The organism is Herbaspirillum sp. NPDC101396, from assembly GCF_044767365.1.
In the GTDB taxonomy this organism is placed as follows: domain Bacteria; phylum Pseudomonadota; class Gammaproteobacteria; order Burkholderiales; family Burkholderiaceae_D; genus Herbaspirillum.
Genome location: NZ_JBIWNT010000006.1, coordinates 366,736 through 384,383, shown reverse-complemented (window position 1 = coordinate 384,383; position 17,648 = coordinate 366,736). Strand labels below are relative to the sequence as shown.

Annotated in this window: 19 protein-coding genes; 3 read left to right on the top strand and 16 right to left on the bottom strand. The window is 59.4% G+C overall.

Annotated elements, in window-relative coordinates:
* Positions 1–174: 174 nt before the first annotated feature.
* Both yihA and hemB read left to right on the top strand, forming a co-directional pair.
* Positions 175–900, top strand: a complete 726-nt coding sequence (gene yihA, locus ACIROY_RS21815; RefSeq protein ID WP_402278041.1) for a ribosome biogenesis GTP-binding protein YihA/YsxC — start codon at positions 175–177, stop codon at positions 898–900.
* Positions 901–1,241: 341 nt separating this feature from the next.
* Entirely contained in the window at positions 1,242–2,252 is a 1,011-nt protein-coding gene (hemB, locus tag ACIROY_RS21810) for a porphobilinogen synthase (RefSeq protein ID WP_402277748.1), read from the top strand.
* Positions 2,253–2,490: 238 nt separating this feature from the next.
* Here the strand turns inward: hemB and ACIROY_RS21805 are convergent, their stop codons facing one another.
* The 3 genes from ACIROY_RS21805 to ACIROY_RS21795 form a co-directional block, all read right to left on the bottom strand.
* On the bottom strand, positions 2,491–3,675 hold the full coding sequence (locus ACIROY_RS21805) for an ABC transporter substrate-binding protein (RefSeq protein WP_402344209.1): 1,185 nt from the start codon (positions 3,673–3,675) through the stop codon (positions 2,491–2,493).
* Positions 3,676–3,770: 95 nt separating this feature from the next.
* Positions 3,771–5,369 (bottom strand): aldehyde dehydrogenase (NADP(+)), encoded by a 1,599-nt coding sequence (locus ACIROY_RS21800; protein WP_402344163.1) that lies wholly within the window; start codon positions 5,367–5,369, stop codon positions 3,771–3,773.
* Between the two features lie 16 nt (positions 5,370–5,385).
* Positions 5,386–6,525 (bottom strand): iron-containing alcohol dehydrogenase, encoded by a 1,140-nt coding sequence (locus tag ACIROY_RS21795; RefSeq protein ID WP_402344160.1) that lies wholly within the window; start codon positions 6,523–6,525, stop codon positions 5,386–5,388.
* A 184-nt stretch (positions 6,526–6,709) separates the two neighbouring features.
* Here ACIROY_RS21795 and ACIROY_RS21790 point away from each other — a divergent pair, with 184 nt between their 5' ends.
* Positions 6,710–7,651: a LysR substrate-binding domain-containing protein gene (locus ACIROY_RS21790; protein ID WP_402277751.1), complete on the top strand. Its 942-nt coding sequence runs from the start codon at positions 6,710–6,712 to the stop codon at positions 7,649–7,651.
* Between the two features lie 47 nt (positions 7,652–7,698).
* Here ACIROY_RS21790 and ACIROY_RS21785 read toward each other — a convergent pair whose 3' ends face one another.
* The 13 genes from ACIROY_RS21785 to secY form a co-directional block, all read right to left on the bottom strand.
* Positions 7,699–8,337, bottom strand: coding sequence for a peroxiredoxin (locus ACIROY_RS21785; RefSeq protein WP_402344157.1), 639 nt, complete (start codon positions 8,335–8,337; stop codon positions 7,699–7,701).
* Positions 8,338–8,462: 125 nt separating this feature from the next.
* The gene (dsbD, locus tag ACIROY_RS21780; protein ID WP_402344154.1) at positions 8,463–10,241 is read right to left on the bottom strand and encodes a protein-disulfide reductase DsbD; all 1,779 of its coding nucleotides are present in this window, start codon (positions 10,239–10,241) and stop codon (positions 8,463–8,465) included.
* Complete coding sequence (cutA, locus tag ACIROY_RS21775) at positions 10,234–10,566, bottom strand: divalent-cation tolerance protein CutA (protein WP_402277753.1); 333 nt, start codon at positions 10,564–10,566, stop codon at positions 10,234–10,236. The genes dsbD and cutA overlap by 8 nt, the downstream gene beginning before the upstream one ends.
* 26 nt (positions 10,567–10,592) lie before the next feature.
* Positions 10,593–11,369, bottom strand: a complete 777-nt coding sequence (locus ACIROY_RS21770) for an ABC transporter permease (RefSeq protein WP_402277754.1) — start codon at positions 11,367–11,369, stop codon at positions 10,593–10,595.
* A gap of 16 nt (positions 11,370–11,385) precedes the next feature.
* Positions 11,386–12,318, bottom strand: coding sequence for an ATP-binding cassette domain-containing protein (locus tag ACIROY_RS21765; protein WP_402344151.1), 933 nt, complete (start codon positions 12,316–12,318; stop codon positions 11,386–11,388).
* A gap of 281 nt (positions 12,319–12,599) precedes the next feature.
* Positions 12,600–12,989 carry a 50S ribosomal protein L17 gene (gene rplQ / locus ACIROY_RS21760; RefSeq protein ID WP_007875352.1) on the bottom strand — a complete coding sequence of 130 codons (390 nt, stop codon included), beginning with the start codon at positions 12,987–12,989 and terminating at the stop codon, positions 12,600–12,602.
* 183 nt (positions 12,990–13,172) lie between these two features.
* Positions 13,173–14,150, bottom strand: a complete 978-nt coding sequence (locus tag ACIROY_RS21755; protein ID WP_007875351.1) for a DNA-directed RNA polymerase subunit alpha — start codon at positions 14,148–14,150, stop codon at positions 13,173–13,175.
* Positions 14,151–14,256: 106 nt separating this feature from the next.
* Positions 14,257–14,880 (bottom strand): 30S ribosomal protein S4, encoded by a 624-nt coding sequence (rpsD, locus tag ACIROY_RS21750; protein WP_402277756.1) that lies wholly within the window; start codon positions 14,878–14,880, stop codon positions 14,257–14,259.
* A 168-nt stretch (positions 14,881–15,048) separates the two neighbouring features.
* Positions 15,049–15,453 carry a 30S ribosomal protein S11 gene (gene rpsK, locus ACIROY_RS21745; protein WP_016836020.1) on the bottom strand — a complete coding sequence of 135 codons (405 nt, stop codon included), beginning with the start codon at positions 15,451–15,453 and terminating at the stop codon, positions 15,049–15,051.
* A 43-nt stretch (positions 15,454–15,496) separates the two neighbouring features.
* Positions 15,497–15,862 (bottom strand): 30S ribosomal protein S13, encoded by a 366-nt coding sequence (gene rpsM, locus ACIROY_RS21740; protein WP_016836021.1) that lies wholly within the window; start codon positions 15,860–15,862, stop codon positions 15,497–15,499.
* A 28-nt stretch (positions 15,863–15,890) separates the two neighbouring features.
* Positions 15,891–16,004: a 50S ribosomal protein L36 gene (rpmJ, locus tag ACIROY_RS21735; protein ID WP_014004415.1), complete on the bottom strand. Its 114-nt coding sequence runs from the start codon at positions 16,002–16,004 to the stop codon at positions 15,891–15,893.
* Positions 16,005–16,042: 38 nt separating this feature from the next.
* Positions 16,043–16,261, bottom strand: coding sequence for a translation initiation factor IF-1 (gene infA, locus ACIROY_RS21730; protein WP_005663428.1), 219 nt, complete (start codon positions 16,259–16,261; stop codon positions 16,043–16,045).
* A gap of 34 nt (positions 16,262–16,295) precedes the next feature.
* Entirely contained in the window at positions 16,296–17,627 is a 1,332-nt protein-coding gene (secY, locus tag ACIROY_RS21725) for a preprotein translocase subunit SecY (RefSeq protein WP_029363882.1), read from the bottom strand.
* Positions 17,628–17,648: the final 21 nt, after the last annotated feature.

The window sequence follows — 17,648 nt, the reverse complement described above, 5'->3', positions numbered from 1 at the left end:
GATAATAAATTGCCAGGTTGGCGACGCGATTCCTCTTTCCCTAACTTTTCAGGCACGTTTGAAAGTGCACATCCGAAAAGTGTTTCCCCCAGTACAACACAACAAGAGACAACCCCTTATTGTACAATAGCTTTTCGGCATTTTTGCCCACTTTCAATGCATTTTCCTCCTACTATGTCCCAACTTTGGCAAGCCCGCTTCTTCACCACGGTGAATCATCTCCGTGATTTGCCAAATACTCAGGTGCCGGAGATCGCCTTTGCCGGCCGCTCCAATGCCGGCAAATCCACGGCCATCAACGTACTGTGCAATCAAAAAAAGTTGGCTTTTGCATCAAAAACGCCAGGACGCACACAGCATATCAACTATTTCTCGATCGGCGGCGCGCATGTCGCGCAGCATCGCAAAGATGAGACAAAAGTGGATGAAATCCGCGCGCTGCTGGTCGACTTGCCCGGTTATGGCTACGCCCAAGTGTCCGGGTCGGCCAAGCTGCACTGGCAGGAACTGCTGGGCGACTACGTGCGCCGCCGCGACCAACTCGCTGCGCTGGTGATGATCGTCGACTCGCGCCGGCCTTTCACAGACCTGGACATCCAGATGGTGGAATGGTTTGCGCCCACCGGCAAGCCGCTGCATTGCATCCTCAGCAAAGCCGACAAGCTCAACCGCAACGATGCGACCAATGCATTGCGGCAGGCGCATACCTTTTTGTCCAGCTACGTCGATGCGAACGGCCAGCCGTTTCCATTCACGGCGCAATTGTTTTCCGCACTCAAGCGCACCGGCCTCGAAGAGGCCAACGACAAGATTCTGGAACTGGCGGGATTGTCGAATGATGAAGATACCGAATGGGATGCATCGAATGCGCCCGACGATATCGGCAATGAAGAGAATTAGCAGCGAATTGACAGCGAATCAATACCGCAAATAAAAATGCCCTGGAAGGGGGGAAACCTTTCCAGGGCAAACGCCTATCGTTTGCACGATGAGCCCCGCTCAGGGAGGGAAGGGGAAGCGGGAGGCAACATACATTGCCTATGCGTCAGAACCCCTCCCGGGAGAAAAGTTTCAGAGGACGAATCGATTTTTTAATTATCGTCTTTTGACTATTTTTTAATTGAAATTGTTTAAATTTGTCCGCAGTTAAAAGGCCGGCAACATCGTGCCGCGAAGGCTGGCAGATACCGCCAGCCATCTGTCCGTGGCAGCCTTTCCTTGCGGTTTAGCGAGCACTTACTATGTCATCGACTTCCACCTCCGCCCAGTTCCCCGCCATCCGCATGCGCCGCATGCGCAAGGATGCGTTTTCGCGCGCCATGATGCAGGAAAACGTCATCACGCCCGCCGACCTGATCTATCCGGTCTTCATCCAGGAAGGCCAGAACCTGCGTACGCCGGTCGGCTCCCTGCCCGGCGTTGAACGCCTGTCGATTGACCAGTTGCTGCACGTGGCCGAAGAGACGGTCGCGCTCGGGATTCCGGTGCTGGCGCTGTTCCCGGTCATCGACGTCGCGCTGAAAACGCCCGACGGTATCGAAGCCATCAATCCCGACGGCCTGGTGCCGCGCGCGGTGGCGGCGCTCAAGCAGCGCTTCCCTGAACTTGGCATCCTCACCGACGTCGCGCTCGATCCGTACACCAGCCATGGTCAGGACGGCGTGATGGATGACAACGGCTACGTGCTCAACGACGAAACCACCGCACTGCTGGTGCGCCAGGCCTTGGCGCAGGCCCGGGCCGGTGTCGATATCGTGGCGCCGTCGGACATGATGGACGGCCGTATCGGCGCGGTGCGCGACGCGCTGGAAGCGGAGCAATTCATCTACACCCGCATCATGGCCTACTCGGCCAAATACGCGTCGGCCTTCTACGGTCCGTTCCGCGATGCGGTCGGCTCGGCCGCCAATCTCGGCAAGGGCAGCAAGAGCACCTACCAGATGGATCCCGCCAACAGCGACGAAGCCTTGCGCGAGGTGGCGCTGGACCTGCAGGAAGGCGCCGACATGGTCATGGTCAAACCCGGCATGCCGTACCTGGACATCGTGCGTCGCGTGAAGGATGAATTCAAGGTGCCGACCTTCGCCTACCAAGTCAGCGGCGAATACGCGATGATCAAGGCGGCAGCGCAGAACGGCTGGCTCGATCACGACAAGGCCATGATGGAAGCGATGATGGCCTTCAAGCGCGCCGGCGCCGACGGCGTGCTGACGTATTTCGCACGCGACATCGCGCGCTACCTGAAGAAATAAGGCTGCAGAAGCAATCCCGCCGGCGTCGCCCTCAGCGCGACGCCGCATTCTCCCTTGCATGGATTTGCGACACACCGACGCGCGACTGTTGGCGCGCGCAGGACGACTCCACCAAGCTGAACGCCGCATAAAAAAAGCGCACCCCGACGTGAGTCGAGATGCGCTGAAATGCATCGGCTTGCGCCGACTTCTGCTCAGAAACGTTACTGCTTCAAATCTGTCTTTGCCAGGCTTCTGGTTACTTCCACAGCGAGCACTTCGACTCCGCCTTGGTCATGTACGCCTGGTCGCCGGGAATCGTCTGCACCAGCTTGTAGTAATCCCATGGGCGCTTGGATTCGGACGGCTTTTTCACTTCCATCAGGTACATGTCATGCACCATGCGGCCGTCCGGACGGACCACGCCGTTGGAGGTGAAGAAGTCGTTGATCTTGTTCTTGCGCAGGTAGTCCATGACCTTGTCGGCATCTGTGCTGCCGACTGCCTTGACTGCCTTCAGGTATTGGCCCACAGCGGAGGCGTCGCCGGCCTGGAACATGGTCGGCATCTTTTTCATCTTGCCGAAGTAGCGATTGCCCCATGCGCGCGCCTGGTCGTTCATGTCCCAGTACCAGCCGTCGGTCAGGTACATGCCTTGCGTGACTTGCAGGCCCAGCGAATGCGTGTCGGTGATGAAGATCAGCAGGCCGGCCAGCTTCATGGTCTTGTTCACGCCGAATTCATTGGCTGCCTTGATGGCGTTGATGACGTCGCCGCCGGCAACCGCGAGACCCAGGATCTGCGCCTTGGACGATTGCGCCTGCAGCAGGAAGGACGAGAAGTCGGACGTCGCCAATGGAGCGCGCACCTGGCCGACGACGGTGCCGCCGCCGGCCTTGACCACATCGCTGGTATCTTTTTCAAGCGAGGTGCCGAAGGCGTAATCGGCCGTCACGAAGTACCACGACTTGCCGCCTTGCTTGGTGATGGCAGCGCCGGTGCCGCGCGCCAATGCCGTGGTGTCGTAGGCGTACTGGACGGTGTAGGCATTGCATTCTTCATTGGTCTGGCGCGTGGTGCCGGCGCCGACCGAGATGAAGACCTTTTTCTTTTCTCCGGCCACTTTGCCCATGGCCAGGCTGGCTGCGGAGTTCACGCCACCGACCAGCATGTCGACGCCGTCGCGGTCAAACCATTCGCGCGCCTTGTTGGCGGCGATGTCGGCCTTGTTCTGGTGATCGGCAAAAACGAATTCAACCTTCTTGCCGTTGATGGTGCCGCCTGCATCGGCGATCGCCATTTTGATCGCTTCGATGCCGCCCTGGCCGTCCATGTCGGCGTAGGTACCGGACAAGTCGGTGATGAAACCGATCTTGATGGTGTCGCCGGCTGCATTGGCGTTACCGCTGAACGCAGCGCACATCGCGGCGGACATTGCCGCCATTTTCAGAAATTTTTTCAAACCCGTCTCCTCTGTTGTTATGGTCCTGCCGCGGCGCGCAACCTGGAATTGCGCGCCGCCTCCCTGTTCAATTCAAATTATTGTGCAGTACGCGGATCGTTCACCACCGCCTTGGTCGGCTCGCTGTCGACCAGACGCAGCAGGCCGAGCGGATTGGCGTTTTGCAGTGCAGCCGGCAACAACTCGTCCGGATAGTTCTGGTAGCAGATCGGACGCAGGAAGCGGTCGATCGCCAGCGTGCCCACCGAGGTGCCGCGCGCGTCGGAAGTGGCCGGATACGGACCACCATGCACCATCGCATCGCTCACTTCGACGCCGGTCGGGAAGCCGTTGACCAGCAGACGGCCGGCCTTTTGTTCCAGCAGCGCGATCAGGTCCTGGTGAGCGCGCAGGTCTTCCGGTTGCGCCTGCAAGGTCGCGGTCAGCTGACCGTGCATGTTGCGGGCGAAATCGATCAGTTGCTCGCGGCTTTCCAGTTCGACGATCACGGTCGCGGGGCCGAAGACTTCCTCTTCCAGCGGCGCTTCCTTGGTGAACAGCACCGACGCTTCCGCCTTGAACAGATGCGGCACAGCCTGGGTAGCGCTGCTGCCGCCGGCGGCAAGAACGACTACGCCGGGGACTTTGCTCAGGCGTTCCACACCGCCGCCGTAGGTCTTCAGACCGGCGCTGTTGAGCATGGTCTGGGGCGATTGTGCGAGTGTCGCTTCGCGCAGTTGTTCGATGAACTTGGTCAGTTCCGGCGAACGCACGCCGAGCACGAGGCCCGGGCTGGTGCACAGCTGACCGACGCCGACTACGACCGAGCCGATCAGGTCGCGGGCGATCGCGTCGCCGCGTGTGGCCAATGCTTGCGGCAACACGATGATCGGGTTGATGCTCGACATTTCGGCGAACACCGGGATCGGTTGCGGACGCGCCGCCGCCATGTCGCACAGTGCACGGCCGCCGCGCAGCGAACCGGTGAAACCGACCGCCTGGATACCGGCGCTCTTGACCAGTTGCGCGCCGACGCGATCGCCGTAAATCATGTTGAAGGTGCCGGCCGGCACGCCGCTGCGCTTGACTGCGCGCTCAATGGCGTCAGCCACCAGTTCGGAGGTGATCAGATGGCCGCTGTGCGCCTTGAACACGACCGGGCAACCGGCCGCCAGTGCAGCGGCAGTGTCGCCGCCGGCCACCGAGAACGCCAATGGGAAATTGCTGGCGCCGAACACGGCCACCGGACCGACGCCGATGCGGTATTGACGCAGGTCGGGACGCGGCAGCGGCTGACGTTGCGGCAGCGCCGTATCGATGCGGGCACCGTAGAAATCGCCGCGGCGCAGGACCTTGGCGAACAAACGCATCTGGTTGCTGGTGCGGCTGCGCTCGCCTTGCAGGCGACCTGCAGGCAAGGCGGTTTCACGCGAAACTTCCGCGATGAAGTCGTCGCCGAGGGCGTCGATTTCTTCCGCGATGGCATCAAGGAATTTGGCGCGCGCTTCGGCCGACAAGGCGCGATAAGCGGGATAAGCCGTGCTGGCGGCGTCGACCGCAGCGCTGACTTCGGCTTCGGTCGCGGTCAGGAATGGGACGGCGTGTGCCTCGCCGGTCGCCGCTGCGATGCTGAGCAACTTGACGTCGCCTTCGCCGCTGCGTCCGCCGCCGATATAGTTATGTCCGAGCAGAGTCATTTTTATCGTTCTCCTGTTACATCGATTGGGTGAGCATACGAGCGTAGTCGTCTTCCGACGCCACGCGCGGATTGGTTTTGTGGCTGTGGTCAGCCAGTGCGCCCTTGATGATCTTCGGATACATGTCTTCGGTCACGCCGAGTTCGGCCAGGCCGGTCGGCAAGCCGAGGCGCTTGCTCATGTCCTTGATCGCGGGGCCGATGTCGGCTTCGTTCGCCAGTCCCATGGCGTGCGCGATGCGCGCCAGTTTCTTTTCCTTGATGACCGATTCCGAATCCTTGTTGAATTCGATGATGGCCGGCAGGAAGATGGCGTTCAGGGTACCGTGGTGCAGGCGCGGATTGATGCCGCCCAGCGAGTGGCTCAGGCTGTGCACGCAGCCAAGGCCCTTCTGGAAGGCCATGGCGCCTTGCATCGATGCGCTCATCATGTTCAGGCGCGCTTCGCGGTCGTGCGGTTCCTTGGTGGCGCGTTCGATGTGCGCCCAGGCGCGCCACAGGCCGTCCAGCGCAATGCCGTCGGCCGGTGGGTTGAAGGACGGCGCCATGAAGGTTTCCAGACAGTGGGCGATGGCGTCCATGCCGGTGGCGGCGGTCATCATGGCCGGCAGATTCAGCGTCAGTTCGGGGTCGCAGATCGCCAGGCGCGGCACCAGGTATGGCGACAGCACGCCGACCTTGCGGCCGTCGTCGAGGATCAGGATGGCGCCGCGGCCGACTTCGCTGCCGGTGCCGGCGGTGGTCGGGATGGCGATCACGGGCGCGGTCTTGGCGGTGATGTTGGCGAGACCGCCTTCGATCAGTGCAAACGATTTGAGCGTGCCTTCGTGTGTGCCGCAGACAGCCACGCCCTTGGCGAGGTCGATCGAGGAACCGCCGCCGACGGCGATGATGCCATCACAGGCACCGTCGCGGAACAGTTTGACCGCAGCGCGCACGGCAGTTTCATTCGGGTTCGGCGGGGTCTGGTCGAACACCGCGACCTGGGCGCCGTCTTTCAGCTGGGCGACCACCTTGTCGAGGATGCCGGCATTGCGAATGCCCATGTCGGTGACGATCAGCGGCTTGCGGATGCCGATGCGGTCGCATTCCTGCTGCAGCAGCGCGAGTGCGCCGAAGTCGAACTGGACTTGGGTAATGTAGTTAATCAATGCCATCGTACATAGCCTTAAAGTTATAGATATACTTGCAGCGTGTTGCGGAGCCGGCAGCTTCAACAACACGGCGCATCAGGCGGTTTCCCTGAGCGATTCAAGCTTTAGAGGCAAAACTGTATGCCAATCGGCAGGCTTTGCCTAATGAGAGCTGCTGATACAGCTATAACCAACACTCATATCCATAATGCAAGAAATCCCCTCGCTGAGCTCCATCACTTCCCGCCTGCATCTGAAACAGCTGCGCCTGCTGATTGCACTGGCCGACCACGGTTCGCTGCTCAAGGCGGCGGAACAGGTCGCACTGACGCAACCAGGCGCCAGCAAGGCCTTGCAGGAGATCGAAACCACCCTGGGTGCGCAACTGTTCGTGCGCACCAACCGCGGCCTGGAAGCCACCGACCTCGGCCATTGCGTGATCCGCTACGCGCGCCTGATCCAGACCGACCTGGCGCACCTGCGCGAAGACATGATCGGCATCCTGCAGGGCCATGGCGGCCGGCTGGCGCTGGGCGTCATCATGGGCGCGGTGCCGCTGCTGACCGACGCCCTGACGCGGCTGCTGGAAAAGCGCCCGGCGCTGTCGGTGGAAATCGTCGAAGACACCAGCGCGCGGCTGTTGCGCCTGCTCGACCAGGGCCGGCTGGACATGGCGATCTGCCGCACCAGCATCAGCCAGCAGCCGCATCTGTACGACAGCATCGACATCCATAACGAGAAACTGGCGGTGGTGGCCAACATCCACCACCCGCTGGCGGGGCGCGAGACACTGCAGCTGACCGACCTGGCGGATTCGCGCTGGGTGGTGTATTCGGCCAACATGCCGATGCGGCTGCTGCTGGAGCGCGAATTCCACGAGGCCAACCTGCGCTTTCCACTGCATCTGCTGGAAACCACCTCGGCCTTCACCACCTTGTCGCTATTGCAAAGAAATCCATCGTTCGTGGCGCTGATGTCGGTCGACGTGGCGCAGTTCTGCACGCGCTTCGGCATGACCACGATCCTGCCGCTGCCGCTGCATTCGCGCAGCGAGCCGTATCAATTGGTGACGCGCCACGGCAGCATGCGTTCGTCGGTGGCGCAGCTGTTCATCGACGAATTCAGCGAGACGCCGAAGGAAGAGGCGTAAAAAAAGCGCCCCGCGAAGGGAGCGCTTTCGATATTTTCCGAACCTGCTTACTTGTTCGGCTGCGGCGTGATGCGCAGGTAAGGACGCGGTGAAGTGTAGCCCTTCGGATACTTTTGCTTGATCACTTCTTCATCCTTGACCGACAACGGGATGATGACGTCGTCGCCGTCTTTCCAGTTGCCCGGTGTCGCGACGGTGTAGCCGTCGGTCAGTTGCAGCGCATCCAGCACGCGCAGCACTTCGTCGAAGTTGCGGCCGGTGCTCATCGGGTAAGTGATGATCAGGCGCACCTTCTTCTTCGGATCGATGACGAACAGCGAACGCACGGTCGCGGTTTCGGACTGGTTCGGATGGATCATGTCGTACAGGCCGGCGACTTTCTTGTCGACGTCGGCGACGATAGGGAAACCGACCACGGTCTTCTGCGTGTCTTCGATGTCCTTGATCCATTGGGTGTGCGCTTCGGCGCCGTCGACCGACAGGGCGATGGCCTTGACGTTGCGCTTGTCGAATTCAGGTTTCAGCTTGGCGGTCAGGCCGAGTTCAGTGGTGCAGACCGGCGTGAAGTCGGCCGGATGCGAGAACAGGACCACCCAGGAGTCGCCTGCCCATTCGTGGAACTTGATTTTGCCGATAGAGGAATCTTGCTCGAAATCCGGCGCGGTGTCGCCCAAACGTAGTGTCATGTCAGTCTCCTTGGTAACAAAATTCAGGACGTCCACTATAACGTCAGTGACGTCACGACCCAACAATTATTAACGAGTAACCAAATAACGCCGCGCTATGAAAACGCCGCCGGCGGCGACCGATTTCAAGGCGCCAAAGCTTGCAGGCTTTGCAAGAACTGATCGGCGTTCTGGTAGCCGATCACGCGCTTGCCGGCCAGCTCGCGGCCCTGGCCGTCGAACAGGATGATGCCGGGCGGGCCGAACAGCTGGAAGCGCTTGAGCATGGCCTTGTCGTCGGCGTTGTTGGCGGTGACGTCGATCTGCAGCAGGACCATGCGGGCGAATTTTTCACGCACGCGCGGGTCGGTGAAGGTGAATTTTTCCATCTCCTTGCAGGACACGCACCAGTCGGCATAGAAGTCGAGCATTGCGGGCTTGCCGCCGGTCTGCGCCAGCGCGGCGTCGAGTTCGGCGACCGAGCGCACGCGTACGAAATCGGTATGCACCGCCGCTTTGGGGCCGCCCAGATGCGACAACGGCGCCAGCGGATCGCGACCGCCGGTAGTGACATTGACCAGTTGCAACAATCCCAGCGCAGCGAACGCCATGCCGCAGGCGCGCGACATCCAGTGTCCCCGCTTGCTCCACAGCAGGTAGGCGCCGTAGGCGATGCCCAGCACCGCCCAGCCGGCCACGAAGGCCCAGGCCGGGATGACCGGCGACACCATCCACAAGGCGGTGGCCAGCATCAGCACGCCGAAGAAGCGCTTGACCGATTCCATCCAGCCGCCGGCGCGCGGCAGCAAGGCGCCGGCGGAGGCGCCGATGACCAGCAGCGGCACGCCCATGCCGAGCGCCATCGCGAACAGAGCGCTGCCGCCCAGCACGACGTCGCGCGTCTGGCTGATGTACAGCAGCGCGCCGGCCAGCGGCGCCGCGACGCAGGGGCCGACGATCAGGGCCGAGATCGCGCCCATCACAAATACCCCCGCCAGCTTGCCGCCGCCCTGCCCGGACGCTTCCGTCAGTTTGGATTGCCATGCCGCCGGCACTTGCAGCTGGTAAAAATCGAACATCGACAGCGACAAACCAACCATCAGCAGCGCGAACGCCGACAATACCCAGGGATTCTGCAGCGCTGCCGACAGGCCTTCGCCGATCAGGCCGGCGGCGATGCCGAGCGCAGTGTAGACCAGCGCCATGCCAAGCACGTAATCGGCCGACAGCAAGAGGCCGCGGCCGCGTTTGGCCTGCGCGCCTTCGCCGACGATGATGGACGACAGGATCGGCACCATTGGCAGCACGCAGGGTGTGAACGAGAGACCAACGCCGAGCAGGAAGAACAGCGACAGGACGGTCAGCAGCTTGCCGCTCCTGAGTGCAGCGGTGATCCTGTCCATGTCCGAGCCGCTGGAAGCGATGACATTGCCGGATGCATCCGCCGGTCCTACGACCTTGCCGACAGCGCTGGCCGACATGTCCACAGCAGTATCCATCGGCGGATAGCACAAGCCCTTGTCGGCGCAGCCCTGTGCGGTCGAGACCAGTTTGAATGCGCCAGGGGATGTGGACACCTCAACCGGGATGCGGATGCTGACGCTGTTGCGATAGGTCTCGACTTCCTTCTGGAAATTCTCGTCGTACTTGACCTTGCCATGCGGAAAATCAGGCTGGCCCAGCGTGGCGCCGTCGGCCTTGAAATGGAAGCGATCACGGTACATGTAGTAGCCGTCGGCGATCGCGTAGGTGATCTGCAGCGTACCGGCATCGACCATCACGGCGGAAAAACGGAAGGCGGCTTCCGGCGCGAGATACTCTTCCGCCGACGCGCTTGCCGGCGCCAGCGAAGCGGCCAACACGGCGGCCAGCAATAATTTCATCAAGAAGCCGCCACGTACGGCGACCAGCAAACGCTTAAACATTCATCTCTTTCCCGGTTTCTGCAACGATCCAATTCAGGTAGGCGGGCAAGCCTGCGGTAATCGGCAGTGCGATGATTTCCGGCACGTCGTAAGGATGCGCGGCGACGATCGCCGCTTCCAGTTCGGCATAGCGCGCCTGCGTGCTCTTGATCATCAAGCTTATCTCGCTGGCATGCTCGACGGCGCCCTGCCACCGATATATTGACTGTACCGCAGGCATGATATTCACGCAGGCCGCCAGGCGGCGTTCCACCAGCGTGTGCGCCAGCGATTTTGCCAGCTCGGCGTCGGGCAGATTGGTCAGTACGATCAGCGCTTGTTCCATGGCATCTCTCCGGTTTTCTTCAATATTCAGAAGCGCCGCCGCGTGAAGATCACCGCGGCGTAGAATCCGCCGCAGCAGTAAAACGCCAGCACCGCCAGATCCAGCAACGGCGTCTGCGGCCAGCCCCCCAGCACCAGCGGGCGCACCAGGTTCACGGCGGCTCTCAGCGGCAGGAATTGCGACACTGTTTGCAACCATGACGGCAACTGCGCAACCGGATAATACACGCCCGACAGGAAGGTCATCGGCGTGAGCACCAGCGTGAAGTAATACGTGAAGAAATCGTAGCCCTTGGCAAGCGCGTTCATGATCAGACCCAACGCGCCGAACGTCATGCCAACCAGGAACAGCACCGGCAGCACCAGCACCACCTGCGGATGCAGGCCGATGCCGAGCGCGAACATCACGCACAGGATGGCGGCGCCGCTGAACAACGACTTGGTGGCGGCCCACAGCAGCTCGGCGAGAACGATATCGTCGAGCGCCAGCGGCGCGTTCATCAGTGCGTCCCAGGTGCGCTGTACGCTCATGCGCGAGTAGGCCGAATACAGCGCCTCGAACGACGCGGCAATCATCACCGACATGCAGATCGAGCCCGAGGCGAGATAGTGGATGTAGGGAATGCCGTCGATTTCCTTGAGGATGCTGCCGAGGCCGTAACCGAAGGCGATCAGCGTGATCAGCGGCTCGGCGATGTTGCCGATGATGCTGGCGGCCATGAGCTTTTTCCAGACCAGGAAATTGCGGCGCCAGATCGGATAGAATCGCAGCGAAAACACCGGCGGTGCGTAGATTGTCGTCATGTGATTTTCCTGAGGCCTAATCGCGCATTTCGCGGCCGGTGAGTTTGAGGAAAAGGTCTTCGAGATTGGCCGGGCGGTGCATGTAACGCACCCCCTGCACGTGCTGCAGGGTGGCCAGCAACGCCTGCGCATCGTTGGTATAGCAGAACACGGTCTCGCCGCTGTATTCGACGCGCGAGGCATGGCTGCGGCCGTGCTGCTCGGCCCATGATTTGGCATTCTCACCGTAGATCTCGAGCACCTCGGCTTCAATGTGTTGCGCGATCAGGTCCTGCGGCGAACCTTCCGCGATCATCTTGCCGTGATCGATCACCGCCAGGCGGTCGCACAGCCGTTCGGCTTCGTCCATGAAGTGGGTGGTCAGCAGGATGGTCTTGCCGCGCGCCAGCAGGTTCTTGAGGCGCTCCCAGATCATGTGGCGCGCCTGCGGATCGAGGCCGGTGGTCGGCTCGTCCATGAAGATCAGGTCGGGATCGTTGACCAGCGCGCGCGCCAGCGTCAGTCGCCGCTTCATGCCGCCGGACAGCTCAGCGATGCGGGCATCCTTCTTTGCCGTCAGGTTGGCGAACTCGAGCAACTCGGGAATGCGCTGCGCCATCGTCGCATCGGTGATGCCGAAGTAGCGCGCGAACACCAGCAGGTTTTCCTGCACGGTGAAGTCGGGATCGAGGTTATCGGCCTGCGGCACCACGCCGACGCGCATGCGTGCGGCGCGCGCCTGTTCCGGGATGGCCTTGCCGCCGAGCCGGATCTCACCGCTGTCGGGCGTGGCCAGCCCGAGGCACAGACGCAGCGTGGTGGTCTTGCCGGCGCCGTTGGGGCCAAGCAGGCCGTAGCATTCACCGGGACGCAGGGCGAAGCTCAAGTCGTTGATGATGGCGACGCGCTGGTCGCCGGCGCCGAATGCCTTGTGCAGCTTGCTGACCGACAGTATCGATGGCTCCGTCATATCGTTCCTGGCGCCGCGCGGGCGCTTCGTGGTTGGCGTATCGGCATGCCGGCTGGTTGCGCCGGGCATGCCGTTGATGTAGCTGCGACGGTTCGTCCGATCCGCCCGACTTGCAACAAGCGGTTCGACCGTGTTTACGTGTGCTTGTTGCAGTCGGGGCGGTCAAGTTCGGCAGAGCAAACTGCGCGGTATTGCAATGTCCCGGAAATGCAAAAAGCCAGGCATGGCCTGGCTTTTTTCTTCCATCGTGCTTGACGCGATGTCAGCATGCAGCAGCGTGATTACTCGACGCTTGGCGCTTCTTCCGAGACGTCCGGACGATCAACCAGTTCAACGAAAGCCATAGGAGCATTGTCGCCGACGCGGAAACCCATTTTCAGGATGCGCAGGTAGCCGCCGTTACGTGCTGCGTAACGTGGGCCCAGTTCGGAGAACAGCTTGCCGACGATTTCGCGGTCGCGCAGGCGGGAGAATGCCAGGCGCTTGTTGGCCAGTGTATCGGTCTTGCCCAGAGTCAGGATAGGCTCGACGACGCGGCGCAGTTCCTTGGCTTTTGGCAGAGTTGTCTTGATGGCTTCGTGGCGCAGCAGGGATACTGTCATGTTGCGCAGCATTGCCAGGCGGTGCGAGGAAGTACGATTCAGTTTACGGAGACCGTGACGGTGACGCATGATATTTCCTTTCAGATTACAGTTTTAATCCAGTTCTTCTATCGGCAGTGTCTATTTGCCGCGGACCGGTATCGATTGGGTTATTGCCTGTTGCCAGGACTTGGTGCTGCTCTACGGTGCTGCTTTTTACTGCTTCGCTTTGCACGGTGAGCGATCTTTCAACCGCTCACCATCATTGCAAAATTACTTTTCCAGGCCGGCTGGCGGCCAGTTTTCCAGCTTCATGCCCAGGGTCAGACCGCGGGATGCCAGAACTTCCTTGATTTCGTTCAGGGACTTGCGGCCCAGGTTCGGCGTCTTCAGCAGTTCATTCTCGCTACGTTGGATCAGATCGCCAATGTAGTAGATGTTTTCGGCCTTCAGGCAGTTTGCCGAACGGACAGTCAGTTCCAGATCGTCGACCGGACGCAGCAGGATAGGATCGACTTGCGGTGCGCGCGATGGAGCTTCGGCAGTCGCTTCGGTGCCTTCCAGGGCGGCGAACACGTTCAGTTGATCAACCAGGACGCGGGCCGATTGACGGATCGCTTCTTCCGGTGTGATCACACCGTTGGTTTCGATGTTGATGACCAGCTTGTCCAGATCGGTACGTTGTTCCACGCGTGCCGATTCGACAGCGTAGGAAACACGGCGCACTGGCGAGAACGACGCGTCCAGGATGATGCGACCGATGGTCTTGTTGGCATCTTCGGACAGACGACGAACGTTGCCCGGCACATAGCCACGGCCCTTTTCGACCTTGATCTGCATGTCCAGCTTGCCGCCTGCGGTCAGGTTGGCGATCACGTGATCCGGATTGATCAGCTCGACATCGTGCGGCAGATCGATATCCGATGCCAGAACAACGCCTTCGCCTTCTTTCTTCAGGGTCAGTGTGACTTCGTCGCGGTTATGCAACTTGAACACGACGCCCTTCAGGTTCAACAGGATGTCAACGACGTCTTCCTGCACGCCGTCGAGGGAGGAATACTCATGTACGACGCCGGCGATGGTGACTTCGGTCGGGGCGTAACCGATCATCGACGACAGCAGAACGCGGCGCAGCGCGTTGCCCAGGGTGTGGCCATAGCCACGCTCGAACGGCTCCATCACGACCTTCGCGTGACCGGCGCCCAGTGCTTCAACTTCGATGATACGTGGCTTCAACAAACTATTTTGCATGAAATGTCCTCTTCAATACCCTCGGTTCGTTACACCGATAAGGCTGATGGCATGTCGGAAAAATGCCCACCAAGAAGGTGGGCACAGGGAAAACGCAGGATACGGATTAACGCGAATACAGTTCGACGATCAGCGATTCGTTGACGTCGTTGGCGATTTCGTTACGGTCCGGGGAAGTCTTGAAAGTGCCTTCCAGCTTCTTGGCATCGACGGAAACCCACGATGGGAAACCGGATTGCTCAGCCAGCGACAGGGCTTCGGCGATACGCACTTGCTTCTTGGCCTTTTCGCGGACGGCGACGACGTCACCAGCCTTGACCTGGTACGAAGCGATGTTCACGACGATACCGTTGACGGTCAGCGCCTTATGCGAAACCAGTTGACGCGCTTCAGCACGGGTCGAACCGAAACCCATACGATAAACGACGTTGTCCAGACGAGCTTCCAGCAGCTTCAGCAGCGTTTCGCCGGTGTTGCCCTTGCGGCGGTCGGCTTCTGCGAAGTAGCGGCGGAATTGGCGCTCGAGCACGCCGTAGATACGCTTGACCTTTTGCTTTTCGCGCAATTGGTTGCCGTAATCCGAAGTGCGAGCACCGGAAGTGCGGCCGTGTTGACCTGGCTTGGAATCCAGTTTGCACTTGGAATCCAGCGAGCGGCGTGCGCTCTTCAGGAACAGGTCGGTGCCTTCACGGCGGGAAAGTTTTGCTTTAGGTCCGATATAACGTGCCACGGTATTTCCTTTAATTGAATGACGTTCCAAGACCGTCGCCGGCCTGAACGCTAGTTTGATCTGCGTGCAATCAAACAGTGGGCTTAAGAACAAAACCCGCCAAGGTCATTGGCGGGTGATTTCCAACGCTTTCGCATGTTCTGCGAAAGCGCAAGATTATACTACAGATTAGATACGACGACGCTTTGGTGGGCGGCAGCCGTTGTGCGGGACCGGAGTCACGTCCTGGATCTGGGTGATCTTGATGCCCAGATTGTTCAGTGCGCGCACAGCCGATTCACGACCTGGGCCTGGGCCCTTGATGCGCACTTCCAGATTCTTGATGCCGCATTCGATTGCAACCTTGCCGGCAGCTTCAGCAGCGACCTGGGCAGCAAACGGAGTCGATTTACGCGAACCCTTGAAACCGGCACCACCCGAAGTCGCCCAAGACAAAGCATTACCTTGGCGATCGGTGATCGTGATGATGGTATTGTTGAACGAAGCGTGAACGTGAGCGATACCTTCTGCAACGTTCTTCTTAACTTTCTTGCGCACACGTGCTGCTGCGGCGTTATTTGGGCTCTTTGCCATAATTATTTCCTTGAATCCGGTAATCGACTAGCGGGTGCCGGGATTATTTCTTCAACGATTGTGCGGCTTTACGTGGACCCTTGCGAGTACGCGCATTGGTGCGGGTACGTTGGCCACGGCAAGGCAAGCCCTTACGGTGACGCATACCACGGTAGCAGCCCAGGTCCATCAAACGCTTGATGTTCATCGACAGTTCGCGACGCAGGTCACCCTCGACGACGAATTTTGCAATTTCGTCACGGAGCTTTTCCAGTTCGTTATCGTCCAGATCCTTGACCTTTTTATTGGTCGGGACACCGGTGGCGACGCAAATATCTTGCGCGCGTGGACGGCCAATACCGTAGATGGCTGTCAAGCCGATTACAGTGTGCTGATGGTTGGGGATGTTGACCCCTGCAATACGTGCCATGCGTTATTCCTCGATCAATAACGTTAAATTAACCTTGGCGCTGTTTATGACGCGGTTCTGTGCAGATAACACGAACTACGCCTTTGCGCTTGATGATTTTGCAGTTGCGGCAGATCCGCTTGACTGATGCGAGCACTTTCATTGTGGCCCTCTTTCTTTCGATACTAGGTTCGTTTCACACTACTTGGTACGGAACACGATACGTGCCCGGCTCAAATCATAAGGAGTCAGTTCCACCGTGACCTTATCTCCTGGGAGGATGCGAATATAGTTCATCCGCATTTTCCCGGAAATATGGCCGAGTACAACATGTCCGTTTTCCAACTTAACTCTGAATGTCGCATTAGGCAGATTCTCCAGAATCTCGCCTTGCATCTGAATAACGTCGTCTTTTGCCATTCGATCGTCTGTTCCTTTGGGCGCTACCCTTCACCTATCGTGAAGTCATACCGCCCTTGAAATTTGCCTTGCGAAGCAACGATTCATACTGCTGAGACATTACATAATTCTGGACCTGCGCCATGAAATCCATGGTGACGACCACAATAATCAGAAGAGAGGTTCCACCGAAGTAGAAAGGCACCTTCCAACGTGCGATCAAAAATTCAGGCAACAAGCAAACCAATGTGATGTACACCGCACCGGCCAACGTCAAGCGCATCAAGATCTTGTCGATGTAACGGGCAGTCTGGTCACCAGGACGAATACCAGGAACAAACGCACCGCTCTTTTTCAGGTTATCTGCCGTTTCTTTGCTGTTGAAAACCAACGCAGTGTAGAAAAAACAGAAGAAAACAATTGCAATCGCATACAGCAGCGCATGAATCGGTTCGCCCGGCGCCATCGATGCAGCCAAATCCTTCAGGAAACGAATGAAAGGATTCGATGTATCGCCGGAAGTGAACCAGCTCGTGATCGTCGCCGGGAACAAGATGATCGACGAAGCGAAGATGGGAGGAATCACACCAGCCATGTTCAGCTTCAGCGGCAAATGACTGCTTTGCCCGCCGTAGATCTTGTTGCCGACCTGACGCTTCGCATAGTTCACCAGGATCTTGCGTTGGCCGCGTTCAATGAACACCACCAGGAACGTCACCAGCGCCACAATCACGCAAATCAGGATCGCCGACAATGCGCTCATCGAACCTGTACGAACCAGTTCAAACAAGCCACCCAATGCGTTCGGCAAACCAGCAGCGATACCGGCGAAGATAATGATCGAAATGCCATTACCCAAACCGCGCTCCGTAATCTGCTCGCCCAGCCACATCAGGAACATCGTACCGGTCACCAGCGTCACGACCGTCGTCAGGCGGAACGCCAGACCCGGATCCAACACAAGACCAGCTTGCGATTCCAGTGCAACAGCAATACCCAGCGCCTGAAACGTTGCCAGCACCAGAGTGCCGTAGCGGGTGTACTGGGTAATCTTGCGACGCCCGGCTTCACCTTCTTTTTTCAACGCCTCGAGCTGCGGCGATACCACCGACAGCAACTGCATGATGATCGACGCCGAAATATACGGCATGATCCCAAGAGCGAAAATTGTGAAACGCGACAGGGCGCCGCCGGAGAACATGTTGAACATGCCCAAGATGCCGCCCTGGTTTTGTTTGAACAATTGCGCCAACTGCGTCGGGTCAATTCCTGGAACAGGAATGTGAGCACCGATGCGATATACAACTAATGCCGCCAGCAAAAACCACAAACGGTTCCAAGGGAATCCTTTTGCAGCGCCTTTAGCAAGTTGAGGTGTAGTCGCCAATTAATGCTCCGCGTCAAACGT

Coding starts and splice junctions, on each gene's coding strand:
- ACIROY_RS21765 (WP_402344151.1), bottom strand. CDS start 12,318: ATGACGGAGCCATCGATACTGTCGGTCAGCAAGCTGCACAAGGCATTC.
- rplQ (WP_007875352.1), bottom strand. CDS start 12,989: ATGCGTCACCGTCACGGTCTCCGTAAACTGAATCGTACTTCCTCGCAC.
- ACIROY_RS21790 (WP_402277751.1), top strand. CDS start 6,710: ATGCAAGAAATCCCCTCGCTGAGCTCCATCACTTCCCGCCTGCATCTG.
- infA (WP_005663428.1), bottom strand. CDS start 16,261: ATGGCAAAAGACGACGTTATTCAGATGCAAGGCGAGATTCTGGAGAAT.
- ACIROY_RS21795 (WP_402344160.1), bottom strand. CDS start 6,525: ATGGCATTGATTAACTACATTACCCAAGTCCAGTTCGACTTCGGCGCA.
- rpsK (WP_016836020.1), bottom strand. CDS start 15,453: ATGGCAAAGAGCCCAAATAACGCCGCAGCAGCACGTGTGCGCAAGAAA.
- rpmJ (WP_014004415.1), bottom strand. CDS start 16,004: ATGAAAGTGCTCGCATCAGTCAAGCGGATCTGCCGCAACTGCAAAATC.
- cutA (WP_402277753.1), bottom strand. CDS start 10,566: ATGGAACAAGCGCTGATCGTACTGACCAATCTGCCCGACGCCGAGCTG.
- ACIROY_RS21800 (WP_402344163.1), bottom strand. CDS start 5,369: ATGACTCTGCTCGGACATAACTATATCGGCGGCGGACGCAGCGGCGAA.
- yihA (WP_402278041.1), top strand. CDS start 175: ATGTCCCAACTTTGGCAAGCCCGCTTCTTCACCACGGTGAATCATCTC.
- ACIROY_RS21770 (WP_402277754.1), bottom strand. CDS start 11,369: ATGACGACAATCTACGCACCGCCGGTGTTTTCGCTGCGATTCTATCCG.
- ACIROY_RS21805 (WP_402344209.1), bottom strand. CDS start 3,675: ATGGCGGCAATGTCCGCCGCGATGTGCGCTGCGTTCAGCGGTAACGCC.
- hemB (WP_402277748.1), top strand. CDS start 1,242: ATGTCATCGACTTCCACCTCCGCCCAGTTCCCCGCCATCCGCATGCGC.
- ACIROY_RS21785 (WP_402344157.1), bottom strand. CDS start 8,337: ATGACACTACGTTTGGGCGACACCGCGCCGGATTTCGAGCAAGATTCC.
- ACIROY_RS21755 (WP_007875351.1), bottom strand. CDS start 14,150: ATGCAAAATAGTTTGTTGAAGCCACGTATCATCGAAGTTGAAGCACTG.
- rpsM (WP_016836021.1), bottom strand. CDS start 15,862: ATGGCACGTATTGCAGGGGTCAACATCCCCAACCATCAGCACACTGTA.
- dsbD (WP_402344154.1), bottom strand. CDS start 10,241: ATGTTTAAGCGTTTGCTGGTCGCCGTACGTGGCGGCTTCTTGATGAAA.